20 protein-coding genes and 4 pseudogenes are annotated in these 24,877 nt (G+C 54.2%); 13 read left to right on the top strand and 11 right to left on the bottom strand.

From position 1 onward, the window contains the following. Positions 1-4: 4 nt before the first annotated feature. A complete protein-coding gene (gene gcvA / locus BJF97_RS06225) occupies positions 5-913 on the bottom strand; it encodes a transcriptional regulator GcvA (RefSeq protein WP_032693197.1) in 909 nt (302 codons plus the stop codon). Positions 914-1,032: 119 nt separating this feature from the next. Here gcvA and BJF97_RS06220 point away from each other — a divergent pair, with 119 nt between their 5' ends. Beyond that, on the top strand, positions 1,033-1,947 hold the full coding sequence (locus BJF97_RS06220) for a DMT family transporter (RefSeq protein WP_032693196.1): 915 nt from the start codon (positions 1,033-1,035) through the stop codon (positions 1,945-1,947). Positions 1,948-1,967: 20 nt separating this feature from the next. Here the strand turns inward: BJF97_RS06220 and BJF97_RS34655 are convergent, their stop codons facing one another. The 3 genes and pseudogenes from BJF97_RS34655 to BJF97_RS06210 all read right to left on the bottom strand — a co-directional run bounded on the left by BJF97_RS34655 (position 1,968) and on the right by BJF97_RS06210 (position 3,788). After that, on the bottom strand, positions 1,968-2,315 hold the full coding sequence (locus BJF97_RS34655; protein WP_014837497.1) for a hypothetical protein: 348 nt from the start codon (positions 2,313-2,315) through the stop codon (positions 1,968-1,970). A 34-nt stretch (positions 2,316-2,349) separates the two neighbouring features. Beyond that, positions 2,350-2,472 (bottom strand): annotated as a pseudogene (locus tag BJF97_RS33970) (VapC toxin family PIN domain ribonuclease); the annotation flags it as partial. Next, the gene (locus BJF97_RS06210) at positions 2,463-3,788 is read right to left on the bottom strand and encodes a hypothetical protein (RefSeq protein ID WP_176394013.1); all 1,326 of its coding nucleotides are present in this window, start codon (positions 3,786-3,788) and stop codon (positions 2,463-2,465) included. The pseudogene BJF97_RS33970 and the gene BJF97_RS06210, both read right to left, overlap by 10 nt. 866 nt (positions 3,789-4,654) lie before the next feature. On the opposite strand from BJF97_RS06210, the gene BJF97_RS06205 reads away from it, so the two are divergent. Next, positions 4,655-5,428: a Zygote formation protein zyg1 gene (locus tag BJF97_RS06205; RefSeq protein ID WP_088168442.1), complete on the top strand. Its 774-nt coding sequence runs from the start codon at positions 4,655-4,657 to the stop codon at positions 5,426-5,428. 310 nt (positions 5,429-5,738) lie between these two features. Next, the gene (locus BJF97_RS06200; protein WP_032693194.1) at positions 5,739-6,212 is read left to right on the top strand and encodes a hypothetical protein; all 474 of its coding nucleotides are present in this window, start codon (positions 5,739-5,741) and stop codon (positions 6,210-6,212) included. A 268-nt stretch (positions 6,213-6,480) separates the two neighbouring features. On the opposite strand, the pseudogene BJF97_RS06195 reads toward BJF97_RS06200, so the two are convergent. The 6 genes and pseudogenes from BJF97_RS06195 to BJF97_RS06175 form a co-directional block, all read right to left on the bottom strand. Continuing rightward, a pseudogene (locus tag BJF97_RS06195) lies at positions 6,481-6,830 on the bottom strand (type II toxin-antitoxin system VapC family toxin). A gap of 62 nt (positions 6,831-6,892) precedes the next feature. After that, a pseudogene (locus BJF97_RS34650) lies at positions 6,893-7,057 on the bottom strand (type II toxin-antitoxin system VapB family antitoxin); the annotation flags it as partial. 27 nt (positions 7,058-7,084) lie between these two features. Continuing rightward, positions 7,085-7,831: an SAM-dependent methyltransferase gene (locus tag BJF97_RS35015; protein ID WP_223226754.1), complete on the bottom strand. Its 747-nt coding sequence runs from the start codon at positions 7,829-7,831 to the stop codon at positions 7,085-7,087. A 408-nt stretch (positions 7,832-8,239) separates the two neighbouring features. Continuing rightward, positions 8,240-8,617 (bottom strand): annotated as a pseudogene (locus BJF97_RS35010) (class I SAM-dependent methyltransferase); the annotation flags it as partial. Between the two features lie 113 nt (positions 8,618-8,730). Beyond that, a complete protein-coding gene (locus BJF97_RS06180; protein WP_032693191.1) occupies positions 8,731-9,282 on the bottom strand; it encodes a GNAT family N-acetyltransferase in 552 nt (183 codons plus the stop codon). Between the two features lie 10 nt (positions 9,283-9,292). Continuing rightward, on the bottom strand, positions 9,293-9,550 hold the full coding sequence (locus tag BJF97_RS06175; RefSeq protein ID WP_004110819.1) for a YjhX family toxin: 258 nt from the start codon (positions 9,548-9,550) through the stop codon (positions 9,293-9,295). Positions 9,551-10,225: 675 nt separating this feature from the next. Here BJF97_RS06175 and uxuA point away from each other — a divergent pair. The 5 genes from uxuA (at position 10,226) to foxA (ending at position 17,249) form a co-directional block, all read left to right on the top strand. Continuing rightward, positions 10,226-11,410, top strand: a complete 1,185-nt coding sequence (gene uxuA / locus BJF97_RS06170) for a mannonate dehydratase (protein WP_014228054.1) — start codon at positions 10,226-10,228, stop codon at positions 11,408-11,410. 73 nt (positions 11,411-11,483) lie between these two features. Continuing rightward, a complete protein-coding gene (locus BJF97_RS06165; RefSeq protein ID WP_014228053.1) occupies positions 11,484-12,959 on the top strand; it encodes a fructuronate reductase in 1,476 nt (491 codons plus the stop codon). A 138-nt stretch (positions 12,960-13,097) separates the two neighbouring features. Continuing rightward, complete coding sequence (gene uxuR, locus BJF97_RS06160; protein ID WP_004847986.1) at positions 13,098-13,874, top strand: Uxu operon transcriptional regulator; 777 nt, start codon at positions 13,098-13,100, stop codon at positions 13,872-13,874. Between the two features lie 152 nt (positions 13,875-14,026). Then, the gene (locus BJF97_RS06155; protein WP_014228052.1) at positions 14,027-15,019 is read left to right on the top strand and encodes a helix-turn-helix transcriptional regulator; all 993 of its coding nucleotides are present in this window, start codon (positions 14,027-14,029) and stop codon (positions 15,017-15,019) included. A gap of 121 nt (positions 15,020-15,140) precedes the next feature. After that, the gene (gene foxA / locus BJF97_RS06150; protein ID WP_086073898.1) at positions 15,141-17,249 is read left to right on the top strand and encodes a ferrioxamine B receptor FoxA; all 2,109 of its coding nucleotides are present in this window, start codon (positions 15,141-15,143) and stop codon (positions 17,247-17,249) included. Positions 17,250-17,290: 41 nt separating this feature from the next. On the opposite strand, the gene BJF97_RS06145 is transcribed toward foxA, so the two are convergent. Further along, complete coding sequence (locus tag BJF97_RS06145) at positions 17,291-17,500, bottom strand: zinc ribbon domain-containing protein (protein ID WP_232393372.1); 210 nt, start codon at positions 17,498-17,500, stop codon at positions 17,291-17,293. Between the two features lie 267 nt (positions 17,501-17,767). Here BJF97_RS06145 and gabD point away from each other — a divergent pair, with 267 nt between their 5' ends. The 5 genes from gabD (at position 17,768) to BJF97_RS06115 (ending at position 24,876) form a co-directional block, all read left to right on the top strand. After that, positions 17,768-19,216, top strand: coding sequence for an NADP-dependent succinate-semialdehyde dehydrogenase (gene gabD, locus BJF97_RS06140; protein ID WP_014837484.1), 1,449 nt, complete (start codon positions 17,768-17,770; stop codon positions 19,214-19,216). A gap of 340 nt (positions 19,217-19,556) precedes the next feature. Then, a complete protein-coding gene (locus BJF97_RS06130; RefSeq protein ID WP_014228048.1) occupies positions 19,557-20,960 on the top strand; it encodes an undecaprenyl-phosphate glucose phosphotransferase in 1,404 nt (467 codons plus the stop codon). Next, on the top strand, positions 20,950-22,236 hold the full coding sequence (locus BJF97_RS06125) for an outer membrane beta-barrel protein (RefSeq protein WP_009654184.1): 1,287 nt from the start codon (positions 20,950-20,952) through the stop codon (positions 22,234-22,236). The genes BJF97_RS06130 and BJF97_RS06125 overlap by 11 nt, the downstream gene beginning before the upstream one ends. Then, positions 22,233-22,787 (top strand): polysaccharide biosynthesis/export family protein, encoded by a 555-nt coding sequence (locus tag BJF97_RS06120; RefSeq protein WP_004847971.1) that lies wholly within the window; start codon positions 22,233-22,235, stop codon positions 22,785-22,787. Before BJF97_RS06125 ends, BJF97_RS06120 begins: the two co-directional genes overlap by 4 nt. Before the next feature lies 1 nt (position 22,788). Further along, entirely contained in the window at positions 22,789-24,876 is a 2,088-nt protein-coding gene (locus tag BJF97_RS06115) for a GumC family protein (protein ID WP_064388562.1), read from the top strand. Position 24,877: the final 1 nt, after the last annotated feature.

Here is a 24,877-nt window from a genome sequence, read left to right as displayed (position 1 = left end):
TTCTTTATTTAGCCCTCTTGTCTATCGCGGGAAATTCTTTGGTCGCGGTCGTGGTTATCCAGTCACGGAAACGCCGGCATATCTTCTGCAAGACCGCGGACTCGTCATACACCAGATAGTACGCAATCGGCGTATCAACCGGTATTTTTAGCGGGTTAATCAGCAAACCACTCTTCAGTTCTTCACAAATAAGAGAACTGCGCACGAGCGCGATACCTTTGCCCGCGATTGCGGCCTCAATCACGCCGTTGGAATCGATGAAAACGGGCCCCGTGTCTGTCTTCAGATCGCTAATACCCAGAGCACGAAACCAGAGAGCCCAGTCCAGCCGGTGTTCATCGTGCAGCAGCGTGTATTCAGCCATATCGCCCGGTGATGAGAGCTCGTCTTCTGATGCGATTAACCGGGGGCTACAGACCGGGAGGAGTTTATCGTTTATCAGGCACTCAGACTCCAGCCCGGGATAGTCACCAGCCCCGTGTCGGATGGCGAAATCAATCCCTTCAGACAGTAAATCAACCTGCCTGTTGGTGGTACTGATTTGCACTTCCACGCCCGCGTTAGCTTTTTCAAATGCAGGCAGCCGCGGCAGGAGCCATTGGATGGCAAAACCACTTGTGCAACTGACCGTCACTTTGTTTGCCTTTCCTTCATTCATTAAGCGCTGTGTTGCTTCTGCTATCTGATTGAAAGCCGGCCTTATCGCCCGCAGATAGATGCGTCCTTCGGTTGTCAGTTCGAGACGGCGAGGACTACGGATGAACAACCGGCTGTTCGTCATGCTTTCCAGCTTCGCAATCTGTTGGCTGACCGCGCTGGATGTTACGCATAACTCATCGGCAGCCGCTTTCATACTCATCAGCCTTGCCGCAGACTCAAAACACATAAGCGCATGTAAAGGTGGCATTTTCATCGGCTACACGAATTCATGAATTAGAAAAGCTTAAGTATAAACAAAAATCTTGTTTGTCAGTACGCCCGCCCTGTTTCACAGTTACGTTGTGACTTCTCATTCAAATAAAAGGAACCGCTATGCGCATTGCTGATTATCTTCGGTTATTGTTGCTCGCCGCTATCTGGGGCGCGAGTTTTCTCTTTATGCGCATAGCCGTACCGCAGTTTGGCGCTATTAACACGGCTTTTTTGCGCGTCTTTTTTGGTTTCACAGGCCTCGCGGTTATTTTATTTATCTTTAAATCTTCTTTTGACTTTAAAGATAAATTTAAGTCCTCAGTGATGCTTGGCGTCATTAATTCTGGATTACCCTTCCTGATGTATTGCCTGGCTGCCAAATGGTTACCGGCTGGGTATTCAGCCATTCTGAATGCAACAACGCCGTTGATGGGGGCAGTGATTGGGTTTGCATTTTTTGCAGAGAAATTAACCTTCAGAAAATGGGCTGGCATGCTCCTGGGCATTGTCGGGATCATCGCGATCGCCACAATTGGTGAACCCCTGTCAGTTGAGAAACAAATTGCCGGCGTTATTGCCTGCCTCATCGCGACCAGTTGCTATGCGATCGCCGGTTTTCTGACGCGTAGCTGGATTTCAAACAAAGGTGGACTCGATCCTAAAATGGTGGCCTTCGGTAGTCAGATAGGTGCGTCCTTTTTTTTGCTACCCTTTTTTATATGGAGCACCCATAGTGGACCGACCGTTAACTGGTTACAGCAAGAGGCATGGATAAGCGTCATTGCCGCAGGAGCGATCTGTACCGCATTTGCCTACATACTCTATTTCCGGCTTATCGCTGATATCGGCCCCTTACGTTCACTCACAGTTACTTTTTTAATTCCCCCCTTCGCTGTGTTGTGGGGATATCTGGCTCTGGGGGAAACCATTAACCAAGGATTTATTATCGGAGCGTTAATTGTATGCGTTTCGGTGTGGCTGGCTGTCAGTCCGGAAAAAGCATCGACAGTCTTAAAGAGTGAAGCAACAAAATAAACTCGAAGGCGTCGATATCACTACATTGAAGGTACCTGCCAGAGGCACAGCTCTGTAATCTGCTCCAGCCGCAGCAGTGAAGTCCGCTCACGATCTTCACTGATAACACGACCGGGCCATCTTTCAGGCATGGCCCGGTTTAAAAAGATACGCTGACAGTTCGGCAGCGGTGATATCAAACTCGAGTTGCTGTATGACTTCTGCCAGTTTTTTTCTGCCGTTTCACGGTCAATCTGATCCAGCAAAATCTGGATAGCGGCCAGTTTAAGCTCCTGAGGAAGGTGTTCCAGATCAATAACAACATCGCCGTCAGTTTCTTCAGCCGGTTCTCTGAAAAGCCAGCCGTAGTCCGTGTGTTCAGCATTCATTTCTCTCGTCTCCGTAACGAAATTTTTTTCGGGATTATTTCACCCAGTCTTCCAGCACCAGGCCCGGCACCCGCGCAAACTCCCGCGTATTATTCGTCATCAGTACGGCGGCGGCCAGTGCCGCCTTGATCGCCGTGGTGGCATCCACTACCCGCCTTGATTTAGCTTCCATCCTCTTCGCAGAACATTGTCAAGAAACTCATCCCGTTTTAATCCCGGCGATTGACCTGCTTCGGTAATAATGGCGTTCAGTGTTTTTCTGGCCAGGATACGTGCTTGCAGAATGTGTTCACCTGGAATTTTCTCAAGCATATTGCCGTGCACATAGTTACTACGGGCTTTATACAGGACGTGCAACTTCTCTTTGACAGATGCATCATTAAGTAACCCCGCCAACCTGTGTTTTAATCTACCAGTACCACCAAGATCTTTGAGCTCTTTTTCCAGTGTCTTATTCACTGATTTTTCGCCAACACAGGCGTCAATCACGACAATATGAGCCAGGAACTCGTCAACGCCATCGGACCGAAACGCTTTCACAAATTGATGACGAGCCGCCATATTGATGAGGCCATTGGTTATGGCCGTTTCAAGGCGCTCGAAGACGTGAGTGTCAACAAAAGGCATCAGTTGGTCACTGGTCAGGCTGTAATTGTATTTGTAGGGAGCCACATACTCCTGGCAGTCCGTATTTTCATCCTGATATGTATAAGGTACCCAGGTGAGTGAGGCGGCTGACGGGATGGGGGGTTGTTGCCAAAAAATATCGTCTGAGAGCGTATGCACCCAGGGGATATCGAAGGGGCGCCAGTGGTATTCTTCGTTAAGTTGCCATTCTTCCCAGATGGCCAACAGCAATAAAAAAATGGCACCTTCCACGGCTTCCGGATAATGGTATTTGTAGGGATAGACCGTTCCTGGAATTTCCTTACTGGCATTCCAAAACCAGTAGCGTTCAGCAAATTCTGCACACAGCGCCTCATCATGACTGACCACCAACCACAAAAACTGCGATAAACCCGCAGTATCTGCATGGGCGTACCCAAGCTGTCTTTGCTGCGGCAAAGAATTCAGCAGCTCATCCAGCTCACTTCTACTGAAGCGCCTGATACTTGCGTTGGCCGTCTTAATTTGCGGTATATCGCCAGCGCAATCGAGCGGGCAGAGATAGATATGATGCGTGTGGTGCTTCATTAATGCCTCGTAACAGCCTGCGGCCGTATCAGATCTATCCGTGGCGGCGAGCGGGGAGCCGGCAGGAAACAAGCAGGGAACCCCAAGTTTTTGGAGTCCACGAAGCAGAAAGGGATCAAAAAAGTTTCCTTTGATTTTGGCATAGCAAAGCTTATCTGCCGTGTTCCGAAGAAGCAGAAATTCGGGTAATTTAAGTATGGTGTTGATGTCCATGCCCGACGGCAGGTGCCATACGCGGTCAAATGCCTCGATAAATTCGTCCGGTATTGTCGCTGTCATTGCCGCCCTTCCCGTTGCTGATAATGCTCTGGAGTATACCGCGAAAAACTTCATCAATATCACGGGTTTTCCCGCCCTTCTCTGTCCGCCTGCGCTATCATGATGGCGCCGCCGGATTGACCGGTGTTCAGATACTGAAGGAAAAACTCAGCAACTGGCGGGACGGACCTGAACCGGCCAGGAATTCCACATGGGCTGATTGCCCGATACAACAAAATGAAACCCCTGTACGCGGAACTCGCTGAAAAAGGTATTAATAACCTGCAGCTTTGGGGGCTGCTTGAACAGTGTATTTTTGCCGGGGCGTATGCCACAGACGGGTATCACAAAGCCCTCTGTGCTGAACACGGTGAGCTACAGGAACTTTGCGAAGAAATCTCACGTACGGCTGTACATTTCCGATGTGGCATCCACCGCCGCTCGGTCCCAGATCAGCACGGTATCAACGCCTCGACCAGCAGCCGTGGCAGGGTGACACTTTCCTGCAGCTCGCCCGGAATGCATCCCGGTGCAGGTGATGGCCGGGACCACAACCTGTGGACATCGGTGCATTCAGTTTCGAATGTATTCTCTTGAGGAGATAAATCTTGTCATTGAGACGAATGCATATTATTTTTTAAAAATCGATACGAGTTATAATATTCATTTAATCAATACACATCATGAATTTATGATTAATGAATCGATCCATTATGATTATATTTGACAACATAATGTGAAACACATCACGGATTTATTAACTTTTCAATTCCATTATGAATTACACCAAATGAAAAATGAAACTTAAAAATTAATTCACTATGTTTTTAAGTTGATTTTTATTGTGTAAGCGCAATTCTCTTCTGTTGATTTATAAGGATATGACTATGCTGACCGAAATGAAAAAAAACAGTCCGGTTTTTAAATTCACCTCACCTGAAAAAACAACACTTTCAGAATATTTACGTATATTCAAAACTCAAGAAAATAAGGATAATGTCGGTGGTGAAACTCCTGTTAATTTCATTATGAATCAGACAGGAAATATATACTATGCCACAACCAGTGAAGTGATGCAGGAAAGAACGAAGGAACTGTTTGACTGTGTGACGGTTTTATTTGCGGCGATGACCCGGGCACTTGCTCTTAGCAACAAAACATTATTTGATTATGATGCGTGGGAAAAAATGATCAGCAGCACTGGTTTTTTTGTGCAGGTCCAGAAGTTCAGCAATACACTGACTATCAAGAGTGGATCTCTGAGTGTGGATACCCAGATTGTTCAGAATTTATTACCCGGCCTGACCGCAGGGCGGTCAATGCAAATAGCAAAAGATGTTCTGAACGCTCTCAGTGGTGAATTCACCCGTTCGCAGGAAGACGATAAAGCAAAAATCGCCCATCTTCTGTTTATCTGTGAAGAACTCTTTGGGGCACCAAGCGTGACGGTAAGGCTCTTTTATGCGACAAAGGAATCTCATAAAAAAGTCACCAGTTCACCGTGCCATAAATCTGTGCAGACTTCTTTTGAGCAACTTCAGGAAGCCAGTACATTCCTTTTTGTCGACCCTGCTGCAATTGCAAAATATGGCGTCATACTCAATCAGGAGCCCGAAGAATATACAAAACTCATTGAAAGATTGAAATCTTACGTTCAATAAATTTATTCCATATTAACCAGTATTGGCCTGGATGTGGGATAACGGGAAAATCGGGGGGCCGGCATAGACCCCCTGTCTGAAACTTTACAACCGGCAGCAACACCGGAGAGCAGTTCAACTGCCCAGTCAGAATAAGCAGACATGTATTATTATCATGTTTATTACTGATATCATCACGTCTGGAAAGGAACTATTATTTAAAATTCAACGCTCCCATCCTTGTATTTGTTGGCATGACCTGAATATATCAGAATTAATTATATGATTCTAAAAAAGTGTTGTTTGAGGGGATTTAATTCCGGAGATTAAAATGAATAAATTATTTTTGTATGATGACGGTTCAGTAACATCCGATACGTTAAGGATTATGCGCAGAAAGGGGTATAGTTGCCAGCCATTAACTGAAGATCCCGATTTTTTTTGGACGTCAATATCGGCATTAAAAAATGGTGATGTTTTCGTGTTACTGAGCCATGGTAACGAGAGGGGGCCTTTGGCGGTGAGAGGTGATGAGGGGGATGACATTGATCTTACAAAGTTCAGTAAAGATATTAGTGAGAAAAACATAAAACTATATCTTCTCTCTTGCCATACTGGACTCCCTCCTTGTGAAACTATCCTGACTGCGAATGGTGTCAATTTTGTCGCCCCTCTGGGACTGGCGGTATTCGAGACAGTTGGTGAGGACATGATAAACATCCATTCAAAAGAGGGTCAAACTAATCCTGGATGGGCTGGCCGGCTTAGCCCGGGTAGAGCAACTAAATCTCTTTTTCTGCCATAAAAAAAGAGTTCTTTCTTCAGATCTCTAAATGTTGGAACAGGCAGCAATAATCTTGGGCCCTGTTATATCACTGGCTGACAGGACAGGGCTGGCAGGGTAATAAAGCATTCCGGTCGTACTTAACGATCGTTAATACTGAGTGTTCACTGCACCAGTAGTATCGACTCAGCCAGCATTTACCGGAAATTAGGTTCCTCACACTGACGGGGATATTGCTCAGAATTTCGTGCCACTCACCACGATACCCTTATCGTGACCTTCACTCATTTTATTTTATCCAATCTTCCAGAACCAGGCCCGGCACCCGCGCAAACTCCCGTGTATTATTCGTCACCAGCACGGCGCCGACCGCGATGGCGTGCCCGGCTATCGCGATGTCGTTTGGCCGATTGGCGTCCCGGCGAGGCGCAGCACCACTTTGATGTCCGTGGTGGCGTCCACCGCGGCGCGGTCCCAGGGCAGGACAGCATCGAGGCGCGCGCAGAACGCGTCGACCAGTTGCACATGGCGCGGCGAGGCCTTCGGTCCGGTGGTGCCGAAACGCATCTCGGCATAAATCAGGGCCGAGACCACGATGCGGTGACCGCGCAGCACTGCCTGCTCCAGGCGCTTCAGCAACGTTGCCGGCTACTCAAGCATGATGAAAGAGCAGATGCAGGTGTCGAGCATCCAGCTCTTCTTCATAGCTCAAACCGTCTTTCATCGCTGACCACGTCTTCACGCTCCGCCATAAATTCCGGATCGGCCCTGTCCAGCTGCACGAACGAGCTCCAGGTCGGCCGGACGGGACGCAGAATGATGCTGTCCCCTTCCCGGACGATCTCCAGCTCGCTGATCCCGGCATAGCCTTCCTGCTATGCCGGGTCTTTCAACTACCGCTTGATTAACGCAAATACGCCCCAGCCAAAGTATTCACGCGTATAAGTCGCATGGCGTTTTGGCGCCATCGTCAGCTCCGCCCGGACTTCTGGCACAAACTCATCATCGGGGTTTTCCTCTAACCAACGGCGCATGGTGAGCCATTTCGCCGCTTCGTAGCGGTCCCAGCCTTCCTGGTCCGCCAGCACCATTTCGACGAGGTCATAACCAAGCGCATCGTAAGAGGAGACCAGATCGGCAAGCGTCAGAAAGTCGGCGAGCGAAGAGGCGCCACAGGCCTGTGCTATCTCTTCCGTTGCCGGTACCTGGCGCCAGTACGGTTCGCCGATCAGCAGCATACCGCCGGGCTTGAGGCTTTTGCTCAGCAGCTCGATAGTCCCGGCGACGCCGCCGGCGATCCAGGTCGCGCCCACGCAGGCGGCGATGTCGCATTTTTCCTCGGCCACATAACCGGCGGCGTCCTGGTGAATAAACGTCACGCGGTCGGCAACGCCGAGCTCTTCTGCCCGCAGCTTAGCCTGCTCGCTGAACAGCGCGCTCATGTCGACGCCGATGCCGCGAATGCCGTGATCGCGCGCCCAGGTACAGAGCATCTCCCCCGACCCGCTGCCAAGATCGAGTATCCGGGTTCCGGCCTTCATTCGCAGCACCCGGCCAAGGGCGGCGTATTTTTCCGGCGTAAACGGGTTATGGATGCGGTGAGCGCTTTCACTAATGGTGAAAATACGTGGGATATCCAATGGTTGAATTCCTTTTATGGGTTTTGCGGAAAGAGAATCGGGAACGTTTTTTTCGGCCAGCAGCGCGTACAGCTTGCCGGTAAAGGTTTCGCTGACCGGCCATTCCGCCTCATCCGGGCGGGTAATGGTGGTCAAACCCGCCGTGCGCAGCAGGTCGAGATAAGCGTCATCGTGCCAGGCGGTCATCCGGCTGCCGAAGCGCGTCACCTTGCCGCTCTCTTCAATCGCCATAAACCGCGTGGAGCTGGTTTGCGCCGCCGGATCCCAGGCGTGCTCCGTCAGCAGCAGGTGCGGAACATCAAGAAACAGCCCCTGCGGACAGCGCTGCCAGCCGGGATCGGCCATTCCCTGACGTTTAACTTCAGCATAGGTATGAACCTCGATGAGTAGCTTTCCCCACGGAACCAGCCACTGCGCGCAGCGATGAACCAGCGAGCGGGCCTCAGCCGCGCTGAACACGTTCAGTTCACCGAAGGTCATCATAATGAAATCAAACTGGGTTTCCGGCGCGTACTCGCGAACGTCCTGCTGGTGATAGGTAATATCCAGCCCGGCCGCCTGCGCCTGCTGCCGGGCCCAGGCGATCGACGCCGGCGAAAAATCCACGCCCGTACAGTAAAAGCCGCGCTCCGCCAGCAGGCGGGTGTAAAAGCCCGGCCCGCAGCCGAGGTCCAGAATGCGCGCGCCGGCGGGTAGCTGTCCGGCAATCCACGCGACCTGTTGTTCGATAACCGCCCGCCTGCGGCTGGCCCAGTCGTGCTCCTGCGACAGGTGGTTCTCCAGCATACGCTGGCTAAAAGCCGGTTCATCCCAGGGGATTTTACGCTCCCGGGATGACAACGCGATATGCCTGGAACCGGTAATAATCGTGCCAATAGTCATCATCATCTCCTTATTGATTACTCGCGCCAGTGCTCGGGTTTCATTAACGCCCGGGCGCACTGTATCTGGCCCGTTCGTCCCAGAGGCTGAGACGAAAGCCGCTGCAGCATCCAGCAGGCTTTATGCGCCTCCGGAATCGGATAAGGCGCCGGATAGCCTTTATCTCCCGCGCATGGCTCAAACCCGTGCCTGGGGTAGTAAGCGGCGTGGCCCAGAACAAATACCATCTGGCTTCCCATTGCTTTCAACTGCTCAATGCCGTGCCGGATAAGCTCTCCGCCAACGCCCACGCCCTGGTATTCCGGCACCACCGCCAGGGGAGCAAGGATGTGCATCATCGGCGAGTCCGGCTCCCCTTTGAACGTCGCCCGGGTGAATAAAATATGCCCAACCGCCTCTCCGTTATGCCTGGCCAGCAGCGATAGCGTCGGGCAGGCGCTCTCATCGTTGAGCAAATCGGCCACCAGCCTGGCCTCTTTGCTGTAGCCGAAAGCCCGGGTTTCGACGTCGAGAATGTCATCGGTATCGCCTTCAGAGGCGACATGAAAAGTGAAGCTATGGTTTGTCATCAGAGGCTCCTTAGCGATTGTCCAGCTGTGCGCGGACGTTATTCAGCCCGGTGGTATTGATGCGGTAGGGCTGTCCGTTGACGGACTTAATCAGCTTTTTGGTTTTGAGTTTTTTGAAAACGGCGAGCGTGCAGTCGCTGAGCAGGAGCCCTTCGCGGCTGTAGCATTCAACAGAGGTGACGCGGCCTGATGCATCGCGGATGTGCGCGATCCGGCCACCTTTAGCGAGAACGTGTAAGGTACGTTGTTCCTGACGGGATAGATTCATACTGAAGAAACCTGTTAATCATCATGCGTAAAAACGAGCCAACACCCGCAGGTGTTCGCGTAAGGTTTAAGCGCAGCGATAACCAGTCCGGCCTGAAAAGGTCGGGAAGCTGATTATCTGATGATGACATTCTCCAGCATCAAAGCCTCGGTGAGAGTTGAAAAGGTATTTACCAGCGGAATGATAACACGTAGTTTTTATATGGAAATCGTAATAATCAAAAAGTGTGATCTGCTGCGAGTCCGTACGCGCTCCGGCCGGTATCAATGACCGCCTCCGTTCTTCTGGTCGATAGGTTTGGCACATTGGTTAACCATTTCGCAACACATCGCTACCCGCCGCGCACTGGCCCTATGCCCATGAAGAATTCCACTTCTCCGGTTCTGAGTAATCTCTTGAAGTACATGAAAAATGCTTAACACTAACGCCAGCAGAATCAGCCCGCGCCCCGTGGCGGTTTAACAATGCCGCCCTGTTTAACGTTCCCTCCCCTTCACGCATCTCCGTCACACTTTGGTTTACCAATTTGCCATTCATGGTTGACATGTTCGACCAATTGGAGGAATTTATACGCCATATCGTCTGGTTTCCCCTCCGTTACGATGGTTGACCGGAACCGACGCTACCATCAAAGCAGCGGCCTGAAGCAGGTCAATAACGTGAAAGAGGTTAAGCATGGAACAGACATGGCGCTGGTATGGCCCTAACGATCCGGTCACTTTAGCTGACGTCCGTCAGGCGGGCGCGACCGGAGTGGTTACCGCCCTGCACCATATCCCGAACGGTGAAGTGTGGACGGTTGACGAAATCCTCAAGCGTAAAGCCATCGTGGAAGCCGCCGGGCTGGTATGGTCGGTGGTCGAAAGCGTACCGATTCACGAAGAGATCAAAACCCATACCGGCAACTACGCGAAGTGGATCGCTAACTACCAGCAGAGCCTGCGCAATCTGGCCCAGTGCGGCATCCGTACCGTGTGCTACAACTTTATGCCGGTCCTCGACTGGACCCGTACCGATCTGGAATACGTCCTGCCGGATGGCTCCAAAGCCCTGCGTTTCGATCAAATTGAATTCGCCGCCTTTGAGCTGCATATCCTCAAGCGTCCGGGCGCGGAAGCGGACTACACCGCCGAAGAGGTCGCTCAGGCGAATCAGCGTTTCGCCGCCATGAGCGATGAAGATAAAGCGCGCCTGACCCGCAACATTATCGCCGGTCTGCCGGGCGCGGAAGAGGGATATACCCTCGACCAGTTCCGCCAGCACCTTGCCACCTATAAAGATATTGATAAAGCCGCGCTGCGCGAGAATTTCGCCGTCTTCCTGAAAGCGATTATCCCCGTCGCCGAAGAGGTTGGCGTACGTATGGCGGTACACCCGGACGATCCGCCGCGCCCGATTCTCGGCCTGCCGCGCATCGTCTCGACCATTGAAGATATGCAGTGGATGGTCGACACGGTGAACAGCATGGCTAACGGCTTTACCATGTGCACCGGCTCCTACGGGGTCCGCGCCGACAACGATCTTGTGGATATGATTAAGCAGTTCGGCCCGCGCATTTACTTCACCCATCTGCGCTCTACGCTGCGCGAAGAGAACCCGAAAACGTTCCACGAAGCCGCTCACCTGCACGGCGACGTGGACATGTACGAAGTGGTGAAAGCGATTGTTGAAGAAGAGCACCGCCGTAAAGCGGAAGGCAAAGAGGATCTTATCCCTATGCGTCCTGACCACGGCCACCAGATGCTCGACGATCTGAAAAAGAAAACCAACCCCGGCTATTCCGCGATTGGTCGCCTGAAAGGGCTGGCTGAAGTTCGCGGCGTCGAGCTGGCGATTCAGCGCGCTTTTTTTAGCCGCTAATTCCTGACTGGCGGGGCCGACGTCCCGCCTTTACCTCTTCGGCCGCCTTTTGCGGCCCACTCTGGAGTTTGCTATGACTGCAACCATTGCCGACAGCAACCTGCCGGTGACGCGCCCCGCGTGGGATCGTTCTCGCCTGGAATCCCGCATCGTTCACCTGGGCTGCGGCGCATTTCACCGCGCGCATCAGGCGCTTTATACCCATCATCTGCTGGAAACCAGCGACAGCGACTGGGGCATCTGCGAAGTCAACCTGATGCCGGGCAACGATCGCGTTCTGATTGAACAGCTGAAAAATCAGCAGCTGCTCTACACGGTGGCGGAAAAAGGCGCTGACAGCACCGCGCTGAAAATTATCGGTTCGATGAAAGAGGCGCTGCATCCGGAAATCGACGGCTGTGACGGCATTCTGCGCGCCATGACGCGTCCGCACACGGCAATCGTCTCCCTGACGGTCACTGAAAAAGGCTACTGCACCGATGCGGCCAGCGGCCAGCTCGATCTCAACAACCCGCTGATTCAACACGACCTCGCCAACCCGACGACGCCGAAATCCGCCATAGGATATATTGTCGAAGCGCTGCGCCTGCGCCGTGAACAGGGGCTTGAGGCCTTTACGGTGATGTCCTGCGATAACGTCCGCGAGAATGGCCACGTGGCGAAAGTGGCGGTGCTTGGCCTGGCCCAGGCGCGCGACCCGCTGCTGGCGGCGTGGATTGAAGCCCATGCCACCTTCCCGTGCACCATGGTTGACCGCATCGTACCCGCGGCGACGCCGGAAACGCTGCAGGAGATTGCCGACCAGCTTGGGGTCTACGATCCGTGCGCCATCGCCTGCGAACCGTTCCGCCAGTGGGTGATTGAAGATAGCTTCGTCAGCGGCCGCCCGGCGTGGGATAAAGTCGGCGCGCAGTTTGTTGAAGACGTCGTGCCGTTTGAAATGATGAAGCTGCGGATGCTCAACGGCAGCCACTCCTTCCTGGCGTATCTTGGCTATCTCGGCGGCTATGAAACCATCGCCGATACCATGACCAACCCGGCCTATCGTGAAGCGGCTTTCGCCCTGATGATGCAGGAGCAGGCGCCGACGCTCTCCATGCCGGAAGGCACCGATCTCCAGGCCTACGCCACGCTGCTGATTGCCCGTTTCAGCAACCCGTCGCTGCGCCATCGTACCTGGCAGATCGCCATGGACGGTAGCCAGAAGCTGCCGCAGCGCCTGCTGGATCCCATCCGTCTGCATCTGCAAAACGGCAGCAGCTGGCGCCATCTGGCGCTCGGCGTGGCGGGCTGGATGCGCTATACCCAGGGCATCGACGAGCGGGGGCAGCCTATTGATGTCGTCGACCCGCTGCTGGCGGAGATCCAACAGATCAACCAGCGTTTTCAGGGTGCAGAACGCGTCGCCGCGCTGCTGGCGTTAAGCGGAATTTTTGCCCACGATCTGCCGGACAATAGCGATTTTATTGCGGCGGTGACGCAGGCTTACCACGCGCTGTGCGAACGCGGCGCCCGCGAGTGCGTTGCGGCGCTCGGCGGCGGCCTGTAACGCTCTGTCCTGCCACGGGTCAACTGCACACCAATGTGGTTGACCCGTTTTCCCACTCTCCGCGCACGGGGAGGTGCCAACCCCCTGGCCAGATGCTATAGTCAGCCACCGGGCTATCGCATCTCACAACATAACATCATGAAATCACAAACTTCTCAGCACAGACCCTATCAGGAAGTCGGCGCGTTGATCCGCAATCTGATCGTCCAGACGCCCTATAACCCCGGCGATCGCTTACCGCCGGAACGCGAAATCGCCGAGATGCTGGACGTGACCCGCACCGTGGTCCGCGAGGCGCTGATCATGCTGGAGATTAAAGGGCTGGTCGAAGTGCGCCGCGGCGCCGGGATCTACGTGCTCGATAACGCCGTCGGAGAAGGCGCGGCGGAGAGCGCGGACATCAATCATTGCAATGATGCCGGTCCGTTTGAACTGCTGCAGGCCCGCCAGCTGCTGGAGAGCAATATCGCCGAATTTGCCGCCCTGCAGGCAACCCGGGAAGATATCATCAAAATGCGCCAGGCTTTGCAACTGGAAGAGCGCGAGCTGGCCAGCAGCGCGCCGGGCGGCTCCGAAAGCGGCGATATGCAGTTTCATCTGGCCATTGCCGAAGCGACCCACAACAGTATGCTGGTCGAGCTGTTCAGGCAGTCATGGCAGTGGCGGGAAAATAACCCCATGTGGATCCAGCTGCACCGCCATCTCGGCGATACCCACTACCGTCAGGAGTGGCTGGTGGATCACAAACGGATCCTCGCCGCCTTAATCAAAAAAGACGCCCGGGCGGCCAAGCTTGCCATGTGGCAGCATCTGGAAAACGTCAAACGCCGCCTGCTGGAGTTCTCCAACGTCGATGATATCTACTTCGACGGCTACCTGTTCGACTCCTGGCCGCTGGACAACGCTGACGCCTGATCCCTGCCGCTGGCGCACGGATAGCGGCCGTCCGCGCGCCTTCTGTGCCGCAGCGCAAAAGTTGATAATGATTCTCATCTTTATTGTCGCCCTGCCCGCGCAGTGATAAGGTGACGTCATCCGATGACGCCCTCTCCGGTGCCGAAAACCGCATGAACAAGACAACTACGCAGAACGAACCCGCCCGCCAGGCGCTGAGGAAAACCTTCTCCGTCAGCGAGTTTATGGCGTTTGGTGAACGATACGGTATCGACTACCGCTTCCCGCAGCTGCTGCAAAAGCCGGAGCCTCCGCACGCCAGCCCGGTGCTGCGGGGAGAAGTGGAAGAGATGACCCTGCCCTGCGGCATGTGCGTCACCCATTCTGATGTTCACGTATTGCAGCCTTATGAGACCACCTCCCGCCACAGTAGCCCGCTCTATATGCTGGTGGTGCTGGAAGGCTGCGTCGCGCTGACCCTCAACGGGGAGCAGCACCTGGTGCGTTCCGGGATGGCCTTCACCTCGCGCCTTAGCGAACATCAGGCCATGCGCGCCCGCCACGATGCCGACAGCCGGCTCCGTACGCTCTCCCTCGGACTCTACCCGGACGGCACCTGGCGCGATGGCCTGCTCGATTCATTGATGCGCGAGTGGGAAAGGTGCCAGACGCCAACGCTTATCTGGCAGATACCGGGTTTTCTGCTGAGCGGATTGCAGTACGCGCAGCAGAGCGCGCTGAGTCGCGTGTCCCGACAGCTGATGCTGGAAGGGCTTATCCTGCAGCTGTTCGGCCATGGGCTGAGCGTCTGTCAGGATGAAAGCGCGAAGCACGTCGCCCCAGCGGGCGGCGAACAGCAGCGGCTGGAGAGAGTTCGCCGCCTGCTGGAGCAGGCGCCGGAAAACGACTACACACTCAATGAGCTGGCCCAGCGGGCGGCGATGAGCTCCAGCAGCTTGCGCAGTAAGTTTCGCCAGGCCTACGGCTGTTCGGTTTTTGACTACCTGCGCGATTGCCGCCTGGCGCGGGCAAGAAGCTATCTGCTGGAGGGCTATAGCGTGCAGCAGGCGGCCTGGATGTCGGGCTACCAGCACGCCACCAACTTCTCTACCGCTTTTCGTCGGCGCTACGGCATCTCGCCCTGCGATGTGCAAAAGCCGGGCTAATCCATTTTTCCCCTTTTTGCGAAAAATAGTCAGCGGCTTTGGCAGCGCGCATACGTATCCTGGCATTGCGCATAGCTATAGACAGCATCAAAAAGGTAATAATTCTTATTAACAATTAGAAATGCCTTTGGAGATGTTCATGTTTGCGAAAACTCGCCTGGCGCTACTGGTAGGATGGGTGACCGGCGGCGTCGCCTTCCCGCTGCTGGCCCAGGAAACAACAAAAAACGAAACCATCGTGGTCACTTCGCAGATGCAGAGCGGCGCGACCAAAATTGCCACCCCGGATATAGAGACCCCGCAATCGGTGTCTATTATCACGCGCGAGCAGTTTGAAGAACAGGGCGCGATCAGCGTCCGCCAGGCCGTGAGCTATACCCCCGGGGTTTACAGCAACCAGATTGGCGCCTCCAACCGCTTTGACTATATCGTCCTGCGCGGCTTCTCCGACGGCAGCCTGGATAACGTCTATCTCGACGGCCTGAAAATGATGGGCGATACCAACTCGCACAGCTCGCTGGTGGTCGATCCGTGGTTCCTGGAAAATATCGAAGTGGTGCGCGGCCCGGCCTCGGTGCTGTACGGCCGCTCTTCGCCCGGCGGCATCGTCGCCCTCACATCGCGTAAACCCTCATTCGATCCCGGCGGAGAAATTAAGCTGTTTGCCGGGAATAACAACCAGCGCGGGGCGGCGTTTGACGTTACCGGGGCGCTGGACGATAACGATCGCGTGGCGGCGCGCTTAAGCGGCATGACCCGCTATGCAGACTCGCAGTTTGATACCTTAAAAGAGCAGCGCTACGCGATTATGCCCAGCCTGACCTGGCGCATCACCGACCAGACGCGCCTTGATTTAATGGCCTATCTGCATCGCGACCCGGAGGGCGGCAGCCACTCGGGCCTCCCCTATGAAGGTACCGTGGTGCCGCACTACGGCAAGAAAATCGCTAACACCTTCTTCGAGGGAGAAGATGACTACGACAAGTACGATCGCCGCGAAAATATGGTCGGCTACAACTTCGAGCATCTGTTTGATAACGGCTGGTCGGTGCGGCAGAAGCTGCGCTACCTGCATACCAAAGTCGAGCTGAATCAGGTTTATGCCGCGGGCTGGCTGAACGAAACCGAGCTGAACCGCGGCTATTCCGGCTCGGACGAAAAGATGAACGCCATCACCCTCGATAACCAGCTCGACGGCAGCGTCGATACCTGGGCCGTTAACCATCGCCTGCTGATAGGGATCGACTATCAGGACCGCAGCAACGACACCACCGGCTACTATGGCGCATTCCCGGCCATTGACGCTTTTAATCCGGTCTACGGCGCGAAGCCGGATTACATCACCATGTACAGCCGCGAGAAGCACAAGCTGCGCCAGACCGGCTACTATTTACAGGATCAAATGTCCTGGGAGCGCTGGCGTTTGACCCTCGGCGGGCGCTACGACCAGGTCAGCGTCTCCAACATCGATAAGCTTAATCAAACGCGCAGCGATCTGGATAAGAACAACTTCAGCACCCGCGCCGCGCTGCTGTATCTGTTCGATAACGGGTTTGCCCCGTACATCAGCTACTCCACCGCCTTTACGCCCACCAGCTTCGCCGACGAAAACGGCAACGTGCTGGATCCGATGAAAGGCAAGCAGTGGGAAGCCGGGCTGAAGTATGAGCCGGAAGGAATGAACAGCCAGTTCAGCGCCTCGGTATTCCGCATCAATCAGACCAATATCGCCACCAAAGAAGAGCCGACCGATCCGTATCGTTCGATTGGTGAAATTGAGTCGAAAGGGGTGGAGCTGGAGGCGATAAGCCAGCTAACGGATAGCTTCCGCCTGCAGGCCGCCTATACCTACACCGACATTCGCTATAAGAAAAGCAGCCCGGAAGAGCAAGGCAAGCGTGCCGTTTACGCACCGCGCAATCAGGCCAGCGCCTGGCTGAGCTATGATGTGAAAAGCGGCCCGCTGGATGGCCTGACGCTGGGTTCCGGCGTGCGCTACGTCAACGGCATTACCAGCGACCGCCTGAATACGCACACTCTGCCGTCCTATACGCTGGTGGATATGGCGATCGGCTATGACCTGTCGAAGGTGGGAATTAAAGGCCTCAGCGCCCAGCTGAACGTGAATAACCTGACCGACAAGAGCTACGTTGCCGCCTGTAACTCGCTCTCTTACTGCTACTTTGGCGCAGAGCGCAGTATCGTCGGCAGCGTCTCCTGGAAGTTCTGATCGCGCTAAAAAAGCCCGGAGTTTGCGCTCCGGGCTGCGGGTTACTCTTCCGCTTTGTGGGCCCACGCGGGCATGGCAGTTAAGTAGCGCATCGCCCGCTTGCGCGCTTCCGCGGGGCCGACCTTCTGCCAGGAATCGAGGAACTCGGCCAGGCCGGAGACGGCGTCCTCCCAGGATTTAAGCTTCCCCTCGTTATCGCAGCACCAGGCGCAGTACTCGTCGCTTGCGCTTTTCGCCTCCCCGGCGGACATCGGCATTCCACAGGCCTGACAAAACCGTTCTTGCTGTGACATAGAGCGCTCCTTTCTTGCGAATTGAGCATAAAAAATACAGCATTGTTTGCACAATAACGTTCTGCCAGTTCAAATATCCGCAAATTATTTGTGGTTATTGTTGTATCACCCAGCATTGCTCCCGGTTCTCTGAACGCGTTCGTCTACACTAAACAGGGACAGGTGTTTGACGCAGCTGATTCAGGCGCATCCACGGTTTAAAACAGATTAAGACAGGACGCAACCATGCAACTTAACGACCCTACCCTTTTTCGCCAGCAGGCGTTGATTAACGGTCGCTGGCGCGACGCCAGCAGCAAAGAGACCCTTGCGGTCACGAACCCCGCCAACGGCCAGCAGCTGGGCAGCGTGCCCAAAATGGGCGGCGCAGAAACCCGCGAGGCTATCGATGCCGCCGCCGGCGCGCTGCCCGCATGGCGCGCCCTTACCGCCAAAGAACGCTCCGCTATCCTGCGCCGCTGGTTTGAGCTGATGATGGAGCATCAGGACGATTTGGCGCGCCTGATGACGCTGGAACAGGGTAAACCGCTGGCAGAAGCAAAAGGTGAAATCAGCTACGCCGCCTCCTTTATCGAGTGGTTTGCCGAAGAGGGCAAGCGCATCTATGGCGATACCATACCCGGCCATCAGGCCGACAAGCGGCTGCTGGTGATTAAACAACCGATTGGCGTAACCGCCGCTATCACCCCGTGGAATTTTCCCTCGGCGATGATCACCCGTAAGGCGGGCCCGGCGCTGGCTGCAGGCTGCACGATGGTGCTCAAGCCCGCCAGCCAGACCCCGTTCTCCGCGCTGGCGCTGGCGGAGCTCGCCAACCGCGCCGGGATCCCCGAGGGCGTGTTTAACGTGGTCACCGGATCGGCCAGCGAAGTCGGCAATGAGCTCACCGGTAACCCGCTGGTGCGCAAACTCTCGTTTACCGGCTCGACGGAAATTGGCCGCCAGCTGATGGAACAGTGCGCGAAAGATATCAAGAAGGTCTCGCTGGAGCTCGGCGGCAACGCGCCGTTTATCGTTTTTGATGACGCCGATCTGGATAAAGCCGTCGAAGGCGCGCTGGCCTCCAAATTTCGCAACGCCGGGCAGACCTGCGTCTGCGCCAACCGCCTGTATGTCCAGGATGGCGTCTACGATCGTTTCGCCGAAAAGCTTCAGCAGGCGGTGAGTAAGCTGCAAATCGGCGATGGCCTGCAGCCCAACGTCACCATCGGGCCGCTGATTGACGAGAAAGCGATCGCCAAAGTACAGGAGCATATCGCCGATGCGCTGGGCAAAGGCGCGCGGATAGTAACCGGCGGGAAAGTTCATGAGCTCGGCGGAAATTTCTTTCAGCCAACGATTCTGGTGGATGTCCCCGGTGATGCCAAAGTGGCGAAAGAAGAGACCTTTGGCCCCCTCGCCCCGCTATTCCGCTTTAAAGATGAAGCGGATGTTATTGCTCAGGCCAACGACACCGAATTCGGCCTGGCGGCCTATTTCTACGCTCGCGATCTGAGCCGCGTCTTTCGCGTCGGCGAAGCGCTGGAGTACGGCATTATCGGGATTAACACCGGCCTGATCTCCACCGAGGTCGCCCCGTTCGGCGGCGTGAAATCTTCCGGTCTCGGCCGCGAAGGGTCGAAGTATGGCATCGAGGATTACTTAGAAATCAAATACATGTGCATTGGGATTTAGCCGATAAACGCGCCAGCCCCGCTGGCGCGGATTTTTTAACGCTCAAGTGCGGATCGGCCAGGAACTGTAGTCATGACGGCCGTTCGTTTGCCGCCCGGGTCTCTCCGCCCCTATTTAATCGTAACCGCCATTTTTATGCTTCAGGCAATGATAAAAATATTATTGCCCGTCAGGAAAAGTTATCTCCTCTCAGTCCGGGGCAGGTTCGACATAAGATTAATCGTAGGCTACAATAATCAACGCCGAGCTAAAGCTTAATTTTTGAATAGATTCATAGACATAAATTCAGCTTTAAAGAAGGACAGGACATCATTTTATTGACTATAAAACGAGCAAAAAGATGACGGATAGCACCATTAAAATTTACAACGCCCGCTATAGTAAGCTGATGAAGCTACTGGATTTTATTGCCGTCAACTTGTTCATTTTCGCTTATTTAAAATACTTTTTCGTCGAACCCTCAACGGCCTCTCTGTTCCTGGGCATAATATATTCACTGATTTTTATCAGAGCCAATGAACACTTTCAGCTATATTCTGGTCAGTTTAAAGGCCAGTATTTAAAAAAATTAACTAAATTGTTTTTCAGCGTCAGTATAAGCGGCTTGTTATCATTTTTATTGTTTGTAAGCGCCGAATTATTACTGAACAATCACGCCAGCACAAACGCGGTGCGATTAGCTGAAATTATTGTGCTGTGCTCGATTGCCATATTTATTAGTATGTTTCTGATTCGCGTTATCTCCAGCCGCTATTTTTTCAAATCCAGACTCAAGGTGGCTATTTTAGGCATAACGCCAGCCGGGCTGGCCATCGAGCAGGCGCTGTTTAAGGAGTATACCCACGACGGGATTGACATCACCTTCTTTGAGGACCGCGCCGTGCAGCGCGACAGTCGCCTGCTCAGCATTGAGAAAAAAGGCAACTCACGAGACCTGCTGGCGCTGGCGAAAGCCGGAGAAATCGATGAAGTCTATATTGCCCTGCCGATGGTCGCCCAGCAGCGTATTCGCCAGTTCTTGAATGAATTTTCCGACACCACCGTAGATGTGTTTCTGGTACCGGACCTGTTTTCCTACAGCTCACATATTTCTCAACTGCGGATGTTCGGCAATATTCAGACGATCAGCATTTTTACCTCGCCGTTTGAAGGCGAAGGCGCGGTACTCAAGCGTATAGAAGATATCGTGCTTGGCGCTTTTTTTACCCTGGTCAGCCTGCCGGTCATGCTGGCGGTGGCGATCGGCATTAAGCTGACTTCGCCGGGCCCGGTGCTGTTTAAACAAAACCGTTACGGCCTGAACGGTAAACAGATCCCCGTCTGGAAGTTCAGAACCATGCGCGTGATGGAAAACAGCGCGGTAGTGACCCAGGCAACGCGTAACGATCCGCGCATTACCCGCTTCGGCGCCTTTTTACGTAAAACCTCACTTGACGAACTGCCGCAATTTTTTAACGTGCTGCAGGGAACCATGTCGATAGTGGGCCCACGCCCTCACGCGGTCGCGCATAATGAGCAGTATCGCGTGCTGGTGGAAAATTACATGATCCGCCATAAAGTGAAGCCCGGCATTACCGGGCTGGCGCAAATACACGGTTTTCGCGGCGAAACCGACACGATTGATAAAATGGAAAAACGCATTCAGTACGATCTGGAATATATTCAGTCGTGGTCGCTGCTGCTGGACATTAAAATTGTGTTTTTAACGTTTTTCCGCGGATTTGTGGGGAAGAATGCGTTCTGAACTCACTTTCCTCGCAGGTTTGCTGGCGATGCCTTACGCATGGGCTGACCTGCAGGCAAAACCACATACCGGTGTGGCTGGCATCGATTTCGAGAGCCAGGTGGGTTATGACGTCGGTTACAATGACAACGTGACCTGGCAACGCTACGGCGGGAATGAAATCGGCTCCGCTTATCAAGGCGTTAAGCCGATTTTCAAAGCCATCGGCGAACGCTACGAGGACCGTTATTTATTGATGTACTCCGGCGATTACCGCCGCTACGCCAGCGATAGCGCAGATAACCGCGACAATCATTTTTTTATGTTTAACGGCAAGTGGCGCTTCGGAAGCATGCACGGGCTGTCGTTGGATCTCGATGAAACGTTCGGCCATGAAGAGCGCGGCCGCGATACCACCGAGGGATTTCTCCCCGAGCAGTTTAAAGAGTTTGGCATTAATAAGCCCATCGCCACGCGCTTCTTTAACAGTGAACTGCGCTATAGCTACGGGGCGCCGGAAGGGCGCGGTAAAGCAGAAGTTGCGCTAATGCATAAGCAGCTGCGCTTTCGCAATCTCGACAGCATTGAGGACGCCAGCGCCGACTTTCATTATTACATGCACGATCAGGAGTGGCATGAAAACAGCCTGGTCGCCGAGCTTTTTGATCAAAAAGCCAAAACGCTGCGCTATCGCTACAGTTTTATTACCAACCAGCGTCGCTATGAGCTCAACCCGTTAAAAGACAGTAATGAATATTATCTGCTGGTCGGCATGAAAAATCGTCTTTCCGGCAAGACCGAGATCAACGGCAACGTCGCCTGGCTGTATAAAGATTTTATCCATAATCCCGACTCGCAGGGATTCAACGGCCTGAACTGGGATATTAACGCCGACTGGAAACCGCTTGAACAGATAAAGCTCAACTTACATAGTTCACAACGAATAAAAGATCCCACCGACTCCGGCGGCTATATTCTGGTATCAAATTTCGGTCTGGGCTATGAGCACCACTGGCTGGTCGACAGGTTCTCCACTCTGGTTGATTACTCTTATATTACAGAGGATTACAAACACCAGACCAACGGACGCAAAGATCGATCAAACCTCGTGTCGCTCACCTTCAACTACGACTACCGTCCATCCGTTAATTTTCAGCTGAAGCTGCAATGGAACACGATGCATTCTAATAAAGAAAAAGATGCCTTTTATATTGGCCCGGACTATGACCATGAGGTCGAGCGCACGCTGGGCTACAACGACTCGGCCATTATTTTTATGACACAGGTACAAATATGATCCTTAGCTATGGAAAACGGGCGGTGATTTCTCTTCTGGCGCTATGGCTGGCGGGCTGTTCGGCGCCGCCGCAGACGATCCGAACGCCGCCGGATGCCGTTTATCATCTGGACCAGGGAGATGAGATCAATATCGCGGTTTCCGGCGAGCAGGATCTCACTATGCGCGTAAAAATCGATAATAGCGGCAGCGTTGATTATCCTTATATAGGCTCCCTGATGCTGAAAGGGAAAACGCCTGAACAGGTCGGCAACGAAATTGCCGATAAGCTGCGCGGTAACTATCTGCAGGCGCCAATGGTGACCGTGAGCATTGCCGAATACCGTAAAATTTATCTGTTAGGCGAAGTCAAAAAACCGGACGGTTACGCCTGGGAACCGGGCTTAACCGCTGAAAAAGCCATTGCGCTGGCCGGCGGCTTTACCGATCGCGCCGATCGCCATGACATCCGCATTCGTCAGTTTCGCAGCGGTAAACTGCTGGAAAACGTCGCCGCCGACTCCGCCGTACAGGCCGGAGATACCATCATCATTGGCATGAGTTTCTTCTGATATGGCTATTTCATTAGTTGAAAATGGAAAGAAGAAAGAAGGCTTTATCGACTTCACGCCTTATTTCAACAAAATTAAGCACAAGCTGATCTGGTGCCTGGTGGTGGTGGTGGTGGCTGCCGCGGCGTCGTGGATCCTGACGCGCTTTATGTCATCCAGCTATACCGCAACCGCGACGGTGCTGTTTAAAGCGCAGTCGCAGGATGTTACCCCCCTGCCGCGGCTGGAAAACTATGATTCCACCCGCAGCGATTACTATGAAACCAAATACGCGCTGATGGGCTCCCGCGTCGTGCTGGAAGCCGCGGTAAAAGCGCTAAAGCTGGATCGGGACCCGGAATTTAACGGCGGGGACAATCTTGATGAGGCCGCACGGGTCAATAATGCGCTGCGCGCCCTGCAAAAAAACCTGACCATCTCCGGCGTGCGCACCACGCAGCTGGTATCCGTTTCGATGGAGGCGAAATCGCCGCAAAAAGCCGCCGATATCGCCAACGGCGTGGCGCAGGCGTTTATCGATTACAGCCTGGCGCAGAAGCAGAAAATCTTACTTCAGGCCCAGGGCTGGAACGAGAAAATGATGGACGATCTGCGCGATAAGCTCGATCGCCAGAAAGCCGACATCGATGATTTTCTCAAACAAAATGGCCTGCTGACCTTTCGCAGCATGGATGGCTACGAGACCGAGCGCCTGGGGATCGTGATTAACCATCTGGCCGACGCCACCCAGCGCCGTCTGAAAGCGCAAACGGTGTGGGACAAAGTGCGCCGTCAGCAGGGAAAAGCGCCGGAAGCCATCATCTCGCTGCCGGAAATTTCCGGTCATCCGCAGATTCAGGATCTGCGTATCGCGCTGATCCAGACGCGGCGTAACTTATCGGAAGCGGCAAAACACTATGGCCCTAAGCATCCGAAATATCTTCAGGCTCAGGCCCAGCTGCAGGTCGTCAACGGGCAGATAGGCCAGGTGTTGGGGGAACTACTTAACGGCTTACGTCAGCAGTATCAGATTGCGCTGGACGATGAGCAGCACTATCAGAAGATGCTCGACGATCAGAAAGCCGACTTCCAGGCGCTGGGCGCCAGGCGCGACAAATACAACACCATGATGACCGCGCTGAACAAAACCGAAGAGCTGTATAAATCGCTGTATCAGCGGGCGAATGAGCAGAAGCTCTCCGAGAGCTTTTCGGTTCCCGATGAAGTGATCTACGATGCCGCCGTGCCGCCAAATCTTCCTTCTAAACCGCAGCGCGGTCTGCTTATCGTGATGGCGACCCTGATGGCGCTGGCGCTGTACATCATGTACCTGATAGTCAGCACCGCGCTCGACAAAACGGTGAACAGCATCAGCGAACTCAAAGCCAAAACGGGCCTTGATGCCAGCGGTGAGTTTCCGCTGTTGCCTCAGGCGAACAGCGCGAAGCTGACGTTCCAGAACCTGCTGTATGCCGATATGCTCCACAGCCTGCGCCTGGCGCTGCTCGGCCAGAATACTCATAGCGGGACGATACTGGTGACCTCGGCGCAGGCAGATGCCGGCAGCAGCCTGATTGCCGAAATGCTGGCGTGGTCCGCCGCTAAGTCAGGTAAAACGCTGCTCATTGATGTGGACTACCTGGCAAGCGATGGGCTCTCCGCGCGCTATCCGCAGCATAAAACGGGCTTTAGCGAGCGTCTTGATGGCCGCAGCGCCGCGCCTCAGGCGGTGGTCTTCCTGGCCGAGACGCTGGATTTTATGCCGCGAGGCGAACTCAGCGACTCAGCCCTGCTGCTGCTCACTTCTGAACGGCTCCCGGCGCTGCTGACGACGCTGCGGCAGACCTACGATTATCTGATTATTGATGCGCCATCGCTCGGGCTAGCCCAGGACGCCCTGCTGCTGGCGCCGCACGTCGATATCAGCCTGCTGGTGGTCAACGCAGGCGAGCAGGCGTCGCGCATCCGCGACGCGCAACATCGTCTGCAAGCCGCCGCGCCAACGCCTGTCGCCACCATGCTTAACCGGGTGCAAGAAGAGAACCTGGAGACGCAGGAGGGCAAACGCCTGCCCGAGCGCGGCATGGGCGAACTGATTTCACCGAAGTAGC

It is taken from the genome of Klebsiella sp. LTGPAF-6F, from assembly GCF_001753185.1.
In the GTDB taxonomy this organism is placed as follows: Bacteria; Pseudomonadota; Gammaproteobacteria; order Enterobacterales; family Enterobacteriaceae; genus Klebsiella; species Klebsiella michiganensis.
This window is presented reverse-complemented; position numbering and strand designations above follow the sequence as displayed.